Source organism: Cellulomonas fimi (assembly GCF_028583725.1).
Taxonomy (GTDB): domain Bacteria; phylum Actinomycetota; class Actinomycetes; order Actinomycetales; family Cellulomonadaceae; genus Cellulomonas; species Cellulomonas fimi_B.
In genome coordinates this window covers 2,031,886-2,045,891 of record NZ_CP110680.1, presented here as the reverse complement: position 1 = coordinate 2,045,891, position 14,006 = coordinate 2,031,886, and the positions used below count along the sequence as shown (strand labels likewise).

Here is a 14,006-nt window from a genome sequence, read left to right as displayed (position 1 = left end):
CCGACCAGACGTCACGACCGGGCCGGACGTCCCGCCTGCGCCCGCTCCGGTGACGTACGTTGCGTCCAGGACCGACGGGACGGGACGGGGATGACGACGGAGACCGCCGAGTACGCTCGCTTCGGCCCGTGGGTCGACGAGGTGACCACACCCGACGACGTGCCGCGCCTCTACCGGGACCACCCGCTCGACCTCGCCGCGGCGACGCTCGTCCTCAAGGTTCCCCGCAACATCGCGCGCCGGGATGCACGTCCCGACATGGACCTCTACGACCACCTGCTCGTGCTGGACGCCGAGCGGCTCACGGTGCTGAGCCGCACCGGGACGCCGGACGGCCGCGCGGCACCGACGCCGCGCGCGCCCTACGACGTGCGCGTGGTCGCCGTCGACGACGTCGCGGCGGTGCACGACGCGGTCAGCCTGCTCGACGGCCGGCTCACGATCCACCCCCGGCACGGTGCCCCCCTCGCCGTCCGGTACAACGGCTCGTCGCGCCAGACCGTCGACCGGCTGGTCGAGGCGCTGCGCGGGACGTTCGCCGACCCGTCGTCCGGGACCCTCGGGCGGGCGCTGCGGGAGGCCGCGCACCCGTCGGCCGCTCCCCCGTCGGCCGTGCACCTCGGCAACGACGACCTCGCGCTGCGCGCCGACGTCCTCGCGGTGAGCCGCGCGCACGCCGACCTGCGGGCGTGGGCGTGGCACGACCGTCGGGTCGTCCGACGGCACGGCGACGGTGCCCGGGCCGCGCTGCACCACGCGACGCACGCCTTCTCCCCGATGACGCTGCACGGCGCCGTCCTCGCCGGTGACGACCGCGTGCTCGAGGTCGTCGGGCGACGCGCGTCCCTCGTCCGCGGGCGGGCGCCCGAGCACTCCGCGTCCCGGCTCGCGATCGCGCTCGCGGCGATCGACGCGCTCACCGCGCCACCGCACCCGGACTACCGCGACGTCGCCTCCGTCACGGTCACCGCCGGTGACTGCGCGCTCCGGCTGGACGTCCCCGAGAAGTCGGCGGCGCACGCGCTCCTCGCGAGCGTCGCGCACGGGCTGCACGGCGACGCAGGCCCCTGACCCGGTGTGACGTACCGTGAGCCCGGTGAACGCGTACCGGTCCGCCCAGGGCGACGAGGTCACGGACGGCGCGCCGGTCGCCGCGGCCGAGCCCGTCGGGCTCGCACCGCTGCTCGCCCGGGTCACCGCCGAGCTCGCGTCGACGATGGTCGCCGAGGTCGCCGCCGAGCGGCTCGCGCACCTGCTCGTCCCCGCGCTCGCGGACTGGTGCGTCGTCACGCTCGTCGACGACGACGAGCCCCGGCCGGGCCGTCGGCACCTCCGCGACATCTCGAGCTGGCACACCGACCCCGCGCTGCGCCCGGTCGTCGCCGCGTACGCGTCCGAGCGCATCGCCGCACTGTCCGACCGGTCCTTCCTCTCGCGCTCGATCGAGCACGGCGACCTGGTCGAGGTCCGCGCCGACGCCGCGGACGCGCTCAAGGGCGTGCTGCGGCCCGGACCGGTGCACGACCTCGTCGACGCGCTCGCGCCGACGTGGCTCGCGGTCCTGCCCCTGGTCCGCGCCGGCCGCACGATCGGCGCGCTGTCGCTGTTCGGTGCCGCGCGGCGCGCACTGACCCGGGACGAGCTCACCACGCTGCGCCAGGTCACGGACGCTGCGGCGCTCGCCCTCGACAACGCACGGCGGTACCGGCAGCAGCGCGACGTGGCCGAGGCGCTGCAGCGCGCCCTCCTCACGGGACCCGTTCAGCCCGACGACCTCGAGGTCGTCGTCCGGTACCGGCCCGCCGGCGAGTCCACGCAGGTGGGCGGCGACTGGTACGACGCGTTCCTCCAGCCCGACGGGGCGACGATGGTCGTCATCGGCGATGTCGCCGGGCACGACATCGAGGCCGCGTCCGTCATGGGGCAGCTGCGCTCGATGCTGCGGGCGATCGCCGTCACGACCGGCGAGGGACCCGCCGACGTGCTGGGGAAGCTCGACGCGGCCATGCGCACGCTCCGGATCGGCACCCCGGCGACGGCCGCCGTCGCGCGGCTCGAGCAGACGCCCGCGGAACGGGAGCGTGGCGTCACACGCGTCCGGTGGTCCTGCGCCGGCCACCTCCCGCCGATGGTCGTCACGCCCGCGGGCGACGTCGTGACGCTCGGAGGTCACCGGCACGGGCCGCTGCTGGGCATCCTCGCCGATGCTCCGCGCGCCGAGAGCGTCACGACGCTCGAGCGCGGCTCGACGCTCCTGCTCTACACGGACGGCCTCGTCGAGCGCCGTGACCGCGACCTGCCCGACGGCCTCGCGGCGCTCCGCCGGATGCTCGAGCAGACCGGCGGCCTCGACCTCGACCCGCTGGTCGACGCGCTCGTGACCGAGCTCCCCGCCGGCGTCGGCGAGGACGACGTGGCCCTCGTCGCGGTCCGGCTCCACCCGCAGTCCCCAGCCTGACGCCACGGCCGCGCGACGGCACGACGGTCGGGACGCGCGACCCGCGTGACGCTCCTAGGCTGGGGCCGGGTCCAGCACCGGTGCCGCACGACGGCGGTACGGGGGCAGGACCGATGGCTGAGCGTGCGGACGACTCGACGACGCGGACCGGACCGCGGGGGAACCCGGGCGGCCGCTCGACTGTCCCCGACCCGCACGACGGCGTCCTGCTCGACGCCGAGTACGTGCTCCCGCTGCGCTGGGAGCACGACGACGACCTCGCGGACCTCACCACCTACCTGCGCGACCTCGCCCGGCACGTGCCGGTGACCGTCGTCGACGGGTCGCCGCCCGCACGGTTCGCGGCGCACGCCGCCGCCTGGGGCGCGACCGTCCGCCACCTGCGGCCGGAGCCGTGGTGGGGGGCGAACGGGAAGGTCGCCGGCGTGATGACCGGTGTGCGCGCCGCCCGCACCGACGCGGTCGTGCTCGCCGACGACGACGTGCGGTGGACGCCCGGGCAGCTGCGGACGGCGCTCGCCCTGCTCGGCGACGCCGACGTCGTGCGCGTGCAGAACGTCTTCCGCCCGATGTCCTGGCACGCCCGCTGGGACACCGCCCGCAGCCTCGTGAACCGCGGGCTCGGCGAGGACTTCCCGGGCACGCTCGTCGTGCGCCGCTCGACCCTGCTGCGCGCCGGCGGGTACGCGGGCGACGTCCTGTTCGAGAACCTCGAGCTGCTGCGGACGATCCGCGCGACCGGCGGGACCGAGCGGTGCGCGTCCGGCCTGTTCGTCGCGCGCCGCCCGCCGTCGGCCCGGTACTTCTGGTCGCAGCGGGTCCGGCAGGCGTACGACAGCCTCGCGCAGCCCCCGCGGCTCGTCGCCGAGGCGGCCGTGCTGCCCGTGCTCGCGTGGTCCGTCGTGCGTGGACGGCCCGCGCCGGTCGTCGCTCTCGGCGTCGCCGCCGTGCTGGTCGCCTGGCGCGGGCGCGCGCGGTCCGGCGGCGCCGCCGTCTTCCCGGCGACGTCGGCCGTCCTCGCGCCCGTCTGGGTGCTCGAGCGTGCGGTGTGCACGTGGGTCGCGCTCGCCCGACGGGCCACGGGCGGCGTGCCGTACCGCGGCCGCCGGCTCGTGCGGGCCGCGTCGAGCACGCGTGCGCTGCGGCGTCGCTGCACGCTCTGAGCGTCCGTCGTCCGCGCGCGGTGCGGTCGTCCCGTCGCCCGAATGGCGAGGCTCCCCAGGCTGGCCTAGCGTCGAACCGTCGGGCGGAGCAGACCGCCCGGCAGACCGTCGCCCCGGGGCAGGACACGCGCCCGGGCCGCGGCACGGACCCCCTCGTCGACGCCTCCAGCGCCGGCCTCCCCGTGCCCGTCGGCGGTCGACCCGCGGCAAGAAGGTTCGCACTCCGTCGACTCCTCGACACCGGTGCGCGCCACAGCGCCCGCGTCGAGGTCGCACCCACCGATCCCGAGACGAGGCGCATCATGGCTGACCCGTACACCAGCACCACCCCGGGCGGGAGCACCGTCCCCACCGGCGGGAGCACGACGTCCGGCACCGCCGCGACCGGCGGCTCGCCCGCCTACCCGAGCGGCACGACGTCGGGCACGACCTCCGGCACGACCGGGGGATTCACGTCCGGCACGTCCGGCACGACCGGCGCGACCGGCGGGACGACCTCCGGCACGACGGGCGGCTCCGGCTCGAGCACCGCCGACACCGCGCGCGAGCAGGCGCAGCACCTCAAGGAGTCCGCGACCGAGGCCGGCGGACAGCTGCTCGGCGAGGCGAAGGACGAGGCCCGCGCCGTCGGGCAGGAGGCGCGCCGCCAGCTCGGCGACCTGTGGTCGCAGGCGCGCGGCGAGGTCGCCGACCAGGCCAGCACGCAGCAGCGCCGCCTCGCGGGCGGGCTGTCCACGACCGGCCGTCAGCTCTCCGACATGGCGTCGTCGTCGCAGGAGCAGTCCCTCGCGACCGACGTCGTCCGCAACGTCGGCGAGCGGCTCGGGGACATCGGCGACTGGCTCGACGGGCACGGCCCCGACGAGCTGCTCGACGAGGTCCGACGCTTCGCGCGGCGCCGTCCCGGCACGTTCCTGCTCGTCGCCGCGGGCGCGGGGATCGTCCTCGGCCGCCTGACGCGCGGGCTCAAGGACGCGTCGTCCGACGACGCGTCGCAGGCGTCGGCGCGCCCGTCCGGCACGTACCCGACCCGGGTGAGCGCGCGTACCGAGCCGCCCACGGCGGTCGCCTACGACACCCCGACGGTGGTGACGACACCGCCCACGACGGCGACCACGAGCACGACGCCGAGCCCGCTGACGGGTGAGCTGCGATGAGCGAGACCGGCGCCGCTCCCCCGCAGCCGTCGGTCGGCGAGCTCGTCGGCGAGATCTCGCGTGACCTGTCGACGCTGATGCGGCAGGAGGTCGAGCTCGCGAAGGCCGAGGCCCGTCAGGCCGTGCAGCACGCCGCCAAGAGCGGGTCGATGTTCGCCGGTGCCGGCGTCGCCGGGCACTTCGTGCTGCTGTTCCTGTCGATCGCGCTCTGGTGGGCGCTGGGCGACGCGATCGGCCACGGCTGGTCCGCGGTCGTCGTCGCCGTCCTGTGGGCGATCGTCGGTGCCGTGCTCTTCGCACGCGCACGTGCGGAGTCGAGGCGCGTCGAGGGCATGCCGCGCACGGCCGACACCGTCAGCAAGATCCCGAACGCTTTGCGAGGCCAGGAGGAGAAGAACGCATGAGCACCGACCCGGAGCAGATCCGTGAGGACATCGAGCGCACGCGTGCGGAGCTGAGCTCCGACGTCGACGCGCTGACCGACAAGGTGAGCCCGAGCCAGGTCGTCCACCGGCAGACCGAGAAGGTCCGTTCGGCGGTCGGCGGCGTGAAGGACCGCGTCATGGGCTCCGCCTCCGACGCGGCCGGCTCGGCGAGCCAGACCGCGCACGACGTGAAGGACCGCGCGTCGGGCGTGGTCTCGTCGGTCGGCGACACCGCGAGCCACCTCCCCCAGGCCGCGAAGGAGAAGGCGCAGGGCAACCCGCTCGCCGCGGGCCTGGTCGCCTTCGGCATCGGGTGGCTCGTCTCGTCCCTGATGCCCGCGAGCCGCAAGGAGCAGGAGCTCGCCAGCGCCGCCAAGGAGCAGGCCGCCCCGCTCGTCGAGGGTGCCAAGGGCGTCGCGCAGGACGTCGCGGGCAACCTCAAGGAGACCGCGCAGGAGGCCGCGACCGCGGTCAAGGACCGTGCGGCCGAGGCCGGCCAGACGCTGCGGCAGGACGGCCAGGACGCGGCGGCGGACCTGAGGTCCCAGGCCGGCGGTGCGACCGACGAGGTGCGCGGCGCGCACGCCGAGGGGTCGCCGACGCCCGGTTCCGGCGTCTGACGGACGCGGGCGGCGGGTGCTCCCCCGGCCCCGCCGCCCGTCGCCGGCCCGGCGCCGATCGCCGGGTGGGCCGAGCTGAGCAACGCCCGTGGGCCGGGACCGGTCCGCGCCGACGAGGGAGGTCGACCGTGTACCTGCACGTCCAGAGGCTCATCAACGAGATCGAGGCCGACGAGCCCGACCCGGCCGCCGCGAACGCGCTCCAGGAGGGTCTGGGCGGTCAGTTCGGCGAGATGCGGACGATGATGCAGTACCTGTTCCAGAGCATCAACTTCCGTGGTCCCGCCGGGAAGCCCTACCGCGACCTCCTGCAGGGCATCGGGACGGAGGAGATCAGCCACGTCGAGCTCATCGGCACGACGATCGCCCGGCTGCTCGACGGCTCTCCCCGGTACAACGGCAAGAAGACCGACCCGCTCGACACGCCGGGCAGCGGTGGCGACATCCCGCTGCGGCTCGCGCTCGACGAGAGCAACATCCACCACTACCTCGTCGCGGCGCAGGGTGCGCTGCCCGTCGACGCCGCGGGCAACCCGTGGAGCGGGTCCTACGTCTACAACTCGGGCAACCTCGTGCTCGACCTGCTCTACAACCTCATGCTCGAGTCGACGGGCCGGCTGCAGAAGTGCCGGATCTACGAGATGACGGCGAACAAGACCGCGCGCTCGACGATCGCGTACCTCATCGTGCGCGACCAGGCGCACGAGAACGCGTACGCGCGTGCGCTCGAGACGCTCGGCGTCGACTGGGCGAAGGTGCTGCCGATCCCGAAGACGAACGCGGAGAGGTTCCCCGAGGTCAAGAAGCTGCTCGACCTGGGCCTCCAGAGCAAGCAGTACTCGTTCGACCTGACCGCCGCCTCGGAGGCGGGCCGCATCTTCCAGGGCATGTCGCCGTCGAAGGACGGCACGACGCTCGACGCGAGCGAGCAGGCGCCCGCGGGCGTCCCGTCGACGATCGCCGAGGAGCGGTTCGAGGAGTTCGCGCCCGGTCTCGACCCGGAGCTGCTCGCGCTCATCCAGGCGACCGCGGACCTCGAGATGGCCGAGGTGCAGCCGCTGTACGGGCCGGTCCCGCCGACGGGCGGCTGACCCGGGTCAGGCCACGTCCGTCGTGCGCGCCCGCACCGGGCTGACCGCCTCCTGGGGCGTCAGCGGTGCGGGCGTCGCACGGCGGCGCCGCATGAACGCCTTGTCGACCTCCGCGACCACGGGCAGCAGGAGCGCGAGACCGATCGCGGCGAACCACTGGGGGCTCGTGAGCGACTGCGTGGTCAGCCAGCCCTGCAGGAAGTCCAGCTCGGTCGCGAGGACCACGAGCAGCACGGGCACGGTCAGCACCTTGACCGCGGACAGCACGGGCGGCAGCAGGCCGGACTCGGGCTCGCGCCGCAGGATCAGGCCGGACAGGGTGGACCCGAGGCCCATGACGACGAACGCCATGGTCATCGACGCGCTCGGCGCGTCCGTCGACAGCTCGTCCGGGCCGGCGACGAGCGGCACGGCCGTCGCGAGGCACAGGACGACGCCGTAGAGCACCCAGCGGCTGATCGCGTGCCGGTTGCCGATGCCCTGCTTCGGGTCCCGCGGCGGGCGGCTCATGATCTCCGGCCCGACGGGGTCCAGCATGATCGCGATGACCGGCGCGACGCAGACGAAGAAGTTGAGGAACAGCACCATCATCGGCGTGAGCGCGACGCCGCCGTTGACGTCGGCGATCGTCGCGAGCAGGAACAGCAGGACCAGCCCGATGAGCTGGCTCATCTGGAACCGGATGTACGCGGTGATCTTCTGGTAGATGCTGCGGCCGAGCTCGACGGCGTGCACGAGGGTGGAGAAGTTGTCGTCGGTGAGGACGAGGCGCGCGGCCTGCTTGGTGACCTCGCTGCCGGATCCCATCGCGACGCCGATGTCGGCCTGCTTGATCGCGGCGGCGTCGTTGACGGCGTCTCCGGTCATCGCGACGACGAGCCCCTGGCGCTGCATGAGCTGCACGAGCCGGAGCTTGTCCTCGGGGGTGACGCGGCCGAAGACGTGCAGGTCGGGCAGCCGGGCGAGCAGCTCGTCGTCGGTCATCCGGGCGAGCTCGGCGCCGCTGATCGCGCCGGGAGGCAGCCCCAGGTCGGAGCCGATCGCGGATGCGGTGACGGCGTGGTCGCCGGTGATCATGCGGACGTCGATGCCCGCGCGGTGCGCGATCTCGACGGACACCTTCGCCGACGGCCGCAGCGGGTCCATGATCCCGACCATCCCGACGAACACGAGCTGCTGCACGTACGCCATCGGGTCGGCCACGAGGCCGGCCTCGTCGGCGGGCGTGAGGATGCGGACGGCGAACGCGAGCGTGCGCAGCCCGGACTGCGCGAGCCGGTCCTGCTCGGCGTCGATCGCGGGCCGCAGCTCGGCGATGTCGACGAACCGTCCGGGGGCCGCGAGCGCGTGCGTGCATCGCTGCAGCACGACGTCCGGCCCGCCCTTGACGACCTCGATCAGCACGCGTGGCTGGTCGCGCCACGGCATCCAGTGCGCGGTGGCCATGAACTTGTAGGCGGAGTCGAACGGCACCTCGGCGACGCGCGGGTAGGTGCGGCGGCTCTCCTCGGCGTCGACCCCGAGCTTCGCGGCGAGCACGACGAGCGCGGCCTCGGTGGGGTCGCCGACGACGTCCCCCGCGTCGGACACGAGCGCGTCGCTCGCGAGGCACAGCCCGTAGGCGAGCGGCGTCAGGTCGGGGACCTCGGCGCCCGCGGGCGACAGGATGCGACCGGTCTTCGCGTACCCGGCCCCTTCGACGGTGTAGTGCCGGCCGCCGAGCCACAGCGCCGTCACGGTCATCTCGTTGAGCGTGAGCGTCCCCGTCTTGTCGGAGTTGATCGCGCTCGTCGCGCCGAGCGTCTCGACGTCCGCGAGGTTCGCGACGATCGCCTTCGCGGCCGCGAGCTGCTTCGCACCGTACGCGAGCATCGCCTGCACGAACGTGGGCAGGCCGGTCGGGATCGCGGAGATGGCGACCGCGGTCGCGAGGAACAGCAGGTCGCCGATCGGGTCGCCGCGCAGCACGCCGATGACGACGATGAGCGCGACGGCGGACCACGCGATCGCGCCGAGCACCTTGGTGAGCGCGTCGAGCTCGCGCTGCAGCGGCGACTTGGTCTTCTCGACCGACGACAGCAGCGTCGCGATGTGGCCGATCTGCGTCGTCATGCCGGTCGCGGTGACCAGCAGGGTGCCCGTGCCGCGCGTGACCGCGGTGTTCTGGAACGCCATGTTGGCGCGGTCGCCGAGCGGTACGTCCTCGTCCGCGAGCGGGTCCGTCGCCTTGCCGATCGGGGCGCTCTCCCCGGTGAGCGCCGCCTCCTGCGTCTCCATCGTCGCGGTGCGGACCAGCCGCCCGTCGGCGGGCACGATGTCGCCCGCCTCGAGCTCGACGACGTCGCCCGGCACGAGCTCGTGCGCCGGCACGAGCGCGACCGCGCCCTCGCGGCGCACCTTCGACATCGGCTCCTGCATCGTCGCGAGCGCGTCGACGCTCTTGCGCGCCTGCATCTCCTGGCGCGTCCCGATGACGACGTTGAGGAGCACGAGGAACCCGACGATCGCGGCGGTCGAGAACTGCCCGATCACCAGGCTGACGACCGCGACGGCGACGAGCATGAGGTTCATCGGGTCGCGCAGCTGCCCCAGCAGCACGGACCAGACCGATGGCGGCGCCTGCGCGGTCAGCGTGTTCGGGCCGTACTGCCGCTGGCGCATCCCGACCTCGCCGCCGGACAGGCCTGTGCGCGGGTCGGTGCCGAGCGCGCGCGCGACCTCGTCCGCGCTGAGCGCCCACCAGCGCGTGTCGTTGCCGGACGTACCGGGCGCTGCCGGCGCCTGAGTCGACTGGGTCACGACCACCCTCCCTCGGTCGACCCGGCGCGAACCGGGCCCGCGGTGCCTCGTCCTTCCGGCCGACGCTAGGACGAGGTGCGGGTCCGTCGCCTCACTCGTCGCAGGTGAGGCCGCGCCACCGGGACGCCTCCGGACGCCGGGTGCAGACTGCCCCTGTGACGACCGACAGCACCCGACCCGAGCAGGCCGTCCGCGCGCTGTCGCACGCGCAGCAGCACCGGCGACGCGCGTCGCACCTGTACGGCCTCGTGATCACGGGCTCCGTCCTCGCGGCCGCGCCCGACGAGTTCGGGCTCGCGCGCCTGGCGATCGCCCTCGTCGGCACGCTGCTCGTGTACTGGGCCGCGGAGACGTACGCGCACTGGGTCGCGCTCCGGTCGCTGCTCGGCCGGCCGCTGCACGGGCACGAGCGCACCGAGGTCGTCCAGGACGGTCTCCCGCTCGTCGCGGCGTGCCTCGTGCCCGTCGTGGTGCTGCTCGTGGAGGCCGTGATCGGGGTGGAGACGTCGCGCGGCGTGGAGATCGCGCTCGTCATCAACGTCGCGCTGCTCGGGTTCGTCGGCTGGAACATGGCCGGCGCCGGCGGCATCACGGGCTGGCGGCGGTTCCTCGCGAGCCTCCTCACCGCCTTCCTGGGCCTCGCGATGGTCGCGCTCAAGCTCTCGCTCCACCACTGACGACCGCCCGCCACAGCCCTACCACCCGCAGCGGGTGATGTGCGCGCGTGGGCGCCCGACGAGAGTGACGAACCCGGGACCCGTCGAGGCGTCCACGGGCACGCGCGCAGCGGGCACGACACGAGGAGGACGACGTGAGCGACGTGGAGGACACGACCGAGGAGCTCGGGCCGATCGACTACCTGGTCGTCGAGTTCCCGAGGAACAAGCTCGACGGGACGGCGTTCCCGCTGCTGGTGGACCTGGTCGACCGCGGGATCATCCGCGTGCTCGACCTCGTCTTCGTGGAGAAGGACGAGGACGGCGAGGTGCACGCGCTCGAGCTGCACGAGGCCGCGTCCGGCGAGGTCGACCTGTCGTTCTTCGAGGGCGCCGCGTCGGGCCTCATCGGCGACGACGACGTCGCCGAGGCCGCGCAGGCCCTCCAGAACGGCTCGGCGGCGGGGATCCTCGTCTTCGAGAACCGGTGGGCGGCGCCGTTCGCGGCGGCGCTGCGGCGCGGCGGCGGGCAGCTCGTCGCGAGCGGCCGCATCCCGGTGCAGGCGATCCTCGCGGCGCTCGACGACCTCGACGCCGCCTGACGGACCCACGGCGAACGACCCGGAGGAGGAAGACCATGCCAGGACTGATCCGCGGGGTGGCCCGCACGGCCGTCGTCGCGGGCACGGCGAGCGCCGTGTCCGGACGCGTGCACCACCGCCAGCAGCAGCGCTGGGCCGACCAGGCCCAGCCCCAGGCCTACGCCGAGCCGCAGGCCTACGCGCAGCCGACGTACGCGCAGCCCGTGTACGTCGCGGCGCCGGCGCCCACGCCCGAGACCGAGAGCCCGGACATGGACACCAAGATCGCCCACCTCAAGCAGCTGGCCGAGCTGCGCGACCAGGGCGTCCTGACCCCGGCCGAGTTCGAGGCGCAGAAGGCGCAGATCCTCGCCTCCTGACGGTCAGGCGGAGCCCCCGGCGACGGTGCCGGGGGCTCCGTCGTGCGTGCCCCGGGCGGTCGTGCGTGCCTCGGGCGACGGCGCCGGGGCGATGAGCCGCGAGCGGCGGTCAGCCGAACGCGGCGCCCTCGACGGCGCTGTTCGGGGCGGGGTCCGGCAGGCGACGCATCCGCAGCGCGTTGACGAACCCGAGCAGCCCGGCGGCGAGCGGCAGCAGCAGCGCGACCTGCAGCGCGCGCGGACGCACCTCGTCGTTGATGCGGACGATCTCGTCCTGCACGGCCTGCGGCTCGTCGGCGAGGAGCTCGGTCAGCTGCGTCGTGCTCATGAGCTGCGCGTCCTCGTCGAGCGCGCGCGCGACCTGCTCCTGCTGCGCGCTGTCGAGGACGGTGCTCGCGTCGGACTGCGCGGTGAAGCCGACCGCCAGCGCACCCAGCATGAGCGCGCCCGCGAACGCGAGGCCGAACGACAGGCCGAACGACCCCGCGGCGGAGTTCACGCCCGCGGCCTCGCTCACGCGCTCCTCGGAGATCGGCGACAGCGTGTAGTTGTTGAGCTGCGACACGAGCAGGCCGAGGCCCGACCCGACGACGAGGAGCGGCACGACCAACCACCAGCCGGTGGAGGCGCGCGGGACGACGGGGATCAGCGCGCCGACCCCCACGACCCCGAGCCCGAACCCCGCCAGCACCAGGTCGGCGGGGCGCCGCGCGCCCGCACGCTTCCCGGCGAGCAGCGCGACCGCGAACATGCTCAGCGACAGCGGCGCGAGCGACAGGCCCGCAGCCATCGCGTCGTACTCGAGCACCATCTGCAGGAAGATCGGCAGCGAGATCATGAGCCCGCCGAGCGCGATCTGCTGGAGCATCTGCTGCGACACCCCGACGCGGAACAGCGGTGACCGGAACAGGTCCGGGTCGAGCAGGACGGGGCGACCCGCGCGCTTGCGGCGCAGCAGCCACCGGACCAGCACGACGAGCGCGACGGCGCCGACGCCGATGAGCGCGCCGACGGCCTCGCCGCCCTCCTGCCAGACGAGCACGCCGAGCACGATGCCGCCCATCGCGAGCGCGGACAGCACGGCGCCGACGACGTCGACGGAACGGTCGCCCGTGTACGGGACGTCCTTGACGAGCCGGATGCCCGAGAGGACGACGGCGATGACGACGGCCTCGAGCGCGAACGCGACGCGCCACGACAGGTAGGTCGTGATGAACCCGCCGAGCAGCGGGCCGACCGCGGCGGCGATCGAGGCGGACGCGCCGACGAGCGCGTACACCTTCTTCTGCGCGGGCCCGCTGAAGTTGCCGTGGATGAGCGACTGCATCGACGGCAGCAGCAGCGACGCACCGAGCCCGCCGACGACCGCCCAGAACACGATGATCGCGGTGAGCCCCTGCGCGAGCGTCATCGCGACCGCGCCGGTCGCGTAGCCGAGCAGGCCCAGCACGTACGCGCGCTTGCGCCCGACGAGGTCGCCGACCTTGCTCCCGATGAGGATGAACGCCGCGGACACGAGCGCCTCGAGCGCGATCGCGGACTGCACGCCGCTCACGGTGGTGTCGAGGTCGCGCACGACCGCGGAGATCGACACGTTCATCAGGGACGTGTCGACCACGAGGACGAACATCGCCATCGCGAGCAGGACCGCGAGCCGGCGGTCGAGCGGCGCGGCCGCAGGACCCGGTGCTGCGCTCATGGTTCGCCCTCCCGTCGTCGGGACGTCCGGACCCTCGCAGCGTCCCGCCGCGGTGCCGGGCGCGGCGTCACCCGTGACGGGTGGTCCTCGGGCCGCCGGGCCGGGACAGCGGGCGCGGACAGACGTGACCTGCCAGGATCGGGCCGTGGTCGACCTGGCTGCGGGGTGGACGGAGCGCACGGTCCGCGTGGACGGGCGCCGCGTGCTCGTGCGGTGCGGGCCGCACGTCGAGGGCGCGGTGCCGATCCTGCACGTGCACGGGTTCGCGATCTCCGGGACGTCCCTCATGCCGACCGCCGCACGGCTCGCGCAGCGCGCGTGGAACGTCGTGCCGGACCTGCCGGGCTACGGGCGCAGCGAGAGCCCGCCGGCGACGCTCGGCATCCCCGCGCTCGCCGAGGCCGTCCTGGAGATCCTCGACGCGCTCGCCCTCGAGCAGGTCGTGCTGGTCGGCAACTCGATGGGCTGCCCGGTCGTGCTGGAGGTCGCGCACGAGGCGCCCGAGCGGGTGCACCGCGTCGTGCTCGCGTCGCCCGCGGGCGGCATGTACAACCAGCCGTTCGTCCGCGGGCTGTGGCAGCTGGTCAAGGACGCGACGCGCGAGAGCCCGGCGATGGCCCGCACCGCCGTGCCCGACTACCTGCGGTTCGGCCCGGTCAACACGCTGCGGCTGTTCGACGAGCTGGTCCGGTTCCCCTCGCAGGAGCGGATGCTGCGCCTCGGCGTCCCGGCGCTCGCGGTCATCGGCAGCCGCGACCCGATGATGCCGCCGCCGTGGCGCGTGCTCGAGGTCGCGCGGCTCGCGCCGGACCACGTGACGCTCGCGGTGATCGTCGGCGCCGCGCACGCGATGAACTTCAGCCACCCGGGCGAGCTGTCGCACGTCGTCGGGTCCTGGCTCGACGGTGTGCCGATCGTCGACGACCCGGACGAGCCGGGCGAGTCGCGCGTGCTCCAGGTGCCGCGCGGCTGACCCG

13 protein-coding genes are annotated in these 14,006 nt (G+C 74.3%); 11 read left to right on the top strand and 2 right to left on the bottom strand.

Features of this window, described 5'->3' with window-relative positions:
• Positions 1–90 precede the first annotated feature (90 nt).
• The 7 genes from OOT42_RS09375 to OOT42_RS09345 all read left to right on the top strand — a co-directional run bounded on the left by OOT42_RS09375 (position 91) and on the right by OOT42_RS09345 (position 6,914).
• The gene (locus tag OOT42_RS09375) at positions 91–1,071 is read left to right on the top strand and encodes a hypothetical protein (protein WP_273654592.1); all 981 of its coding nucleotides are present in this window, start codon (positions 91–93) and stop codon (positions 1,069–1,071) included.
• Between the two features lie 25 nt (positions 1,072–1,096).
• Entirely contained in the window at positions 1,097–2,458 is a 1,362-nt protein-coding gene (locus OOT42_RS09370; RefSeq protein WP_273654591.1) for a PP2C family protein-serine/threonine phosphatase, read from the top strand.
• Between the two features lie 113 nt (positions 2,459–2,571).
• Positions 2,572–3,621 carry a glycosyltransferase gene (locus OOT42_RS09365; RefSeq protein WP_273654590.1) on the top strand — a complete coding sequence of 350 codons (1,050 nt, stop codon included), beginning with the start codon at positions 2,572–2,574 and terminating at the stop codon, positions 3,619–3,621.
• Between the two features lie 302 nt (positions 3,622–3,923).
• On the top strand, positions 3,924–4,778 hold the full coding sequence (locus OOT42_RS09360; protein WP_273654589.1) for a hypothetical protein: 855 nt from the start codon (positions 3,924–3,926) through the stop codon (positions 4,776–4,778).
• Positions 4,775–5,182, top strand: a complete 408-nt coding sequence (locus OOT42_RS09355) for a phage holin family protein (protein WP_273654588.1) — start codon at positions 4,775–4,777, stop codon at positions 5,180–5,182. Before OOT42_RS09360 ends, OOT42_RS09355 begins: the two co-directional genes overlap by 4 nt.
• On the top strand, positions 5,179–5,823 hold the full coding sequence (locus tag OOT42_RS09350) for a DUF3618 domain-containing protein (RefSeq protein WP_273654587.1): 645 nt from the start codon (positions 5,179–5,181) through the stop codon (positions 5,821–5,823). Before OOT42_RS09355 ends, OOT42_RS09350 begins: the two co-directional genes overlap by 4 nt.
• Positions 5,824–5,951: 128 nt before the next feature.
• Positions 5,952–6,914, top strand: coding sequence for a manganese catalase family protein (locus OOT42_RS09345; RefSeq protein WP_273654586.1), 963 nt, complete (start codon positions 5,952–5,954; stop codon positions 6,912–6,914).
• Positions 6,915–6,920: 6 nt separating this feature from the next.
• Here the strand turns inward: OOT42_RS09345 and OOT42_RS09340 are convergent, their stop codons facing one another.
• Positions 6,921–9,713 (bottom strand): cation-translocating P-type ATPase, encoded by a 2,793-nt coding sequence (locus tag OOT42_RS09340; RefSeq protein ID WP_273654585.1) that lies wholly within the window; start codon positions 9,711–9,713, stop codon positions 6,921–6,923.
• A gap of 155 nt (positions 9,714–9,868) precedes the next feature.
• Here OOT42_RS09340 and OOT42_RS09335 point away from each other — a divergent pair, with 155 nt between their 5' ends.
• The 3 genes from OOT42_RS09335 to OOT42_RS09325 all read left to right on the top strand — a co-directional run bounded on the left by OOT42_RS09335 (position 9,869) and on the right by OOT42_RS09325 (position 11,330).
• Positions 9,869–10,390: a hypothetical protein gene (locus OOT42_RS09335; RefSeq protein WP_273654584.1), complete on the top strand. Its 522-nt coding sequence runs from the start codon at positions 9,869–9,871 to the stop codon at positions 10,388–10,390.
• Between the two features lie 134 nt (positions 10,391–10,524).
• Positions 10,525–10,971 carry a DUF6325 family protein gene (locus OOT42_RS09330; protein ID WP_272726968.1) on the top strand — a complete coding sequence of 149 codons (447 nt, stop codon included), beginning with the start codon at positions 10,525–10,527 and terminating at the stop codon, positions 10,969–10,971.
• Between the two features lie 35 nt (positions 10,972–11,006).
• A complete protein-coding gene (locus tag OOT42_RS09325) occupies positions 11,007–11,330 on the top strand; it encodes an SHOCT domain-containing protein (protein ID WP_273654583.1) in 324 nt (107 codons plus the stop codon).
• 109 nt (positions 11,331–11,439) lie between these two features.
• Here OOT42_RS09325 and OOT42_RS09320 read toward each other — a convergent pair whose 3' ends face one another.
• A complete protein-coding gene (locus OOT42_RS09320; RefSeq protein WP_273654582.1) occupies positions 11,440–13,029 on the bottom strand; it encodes an MFS transporter in 1,590 nt (529 codons plus the stop codon).
• Positions 13,030–13,174: 145 nt separating this feature from the next.
• Between OOT42_RS09320 and OOT42_RS09315 the strand changes: the two genes are divergently transcribed.
• Positions 13,175–14,002 (top strand): alpha/beta fold hydrolase, encoded by an 828-nt coding sequence (locus OOT42_RS09315; protein WP_273654581.1) that lies wholly within the window; start codon positions 13,175–13,177, stop codon positions 14,000–14,002.
• The last annotated feature ends 4 nt before the right edge of the window (positions 14,003–14,006 follow it).

Bases quoted from the DNA above. Each gene is read 5' to 3' on its own strand.
- OOT42_RS09375 (WP_273654592.1), top strand. From the start codon at position 91: ATGACGACGGAGACCGCCGAGTACGCTCGCTTCGGCCCGTGGGTCGAC.
- OOT42_RS09355 (WP_273654588.1), top strand. From the start codon at position 4,775: ATGAGCGAGACCGGCGCCGCTCCCCCGCAGCCGTCGGTCGGCGAGCTC.
- OOT42_RS09350 (WP_273654587.1), top strand. From the start codon at position 5,179: ATGAGCACCGACCCGGAGCAGATCCGTGAGGACATCGAGCGCACGCGT.
- OOT42_RS09365 (WP_273654590.1), top strand. From the start codon at position 2,572: ATGGCTGAGCGTGCGGACGACTCGACGACGCGGACCGGACCGCGGGGG.
- OOT42_RS09360 (WP_273654589.1), top strand. From the start codon at position 3,924: ATGGCTGACCCGTACACCAGCACCACCCCGGGCGGGAGCACCGTCCCC.
- OOT42_RS09325 (WP_273654583.1), top strand. From the start codon at position 11,007: ATGCCAGGACTGATCCGCGGGGTGGCCCGCACGGCCGTCGTCGCGGGC.
- OOT42_RS09320 (WP_273654582.1), bottom strand. From the start codon at position 13,029: ATGAGCGCAGCACCGGGTCCTGCGGCCGCGCCGCTCGACCGCCGGCTC.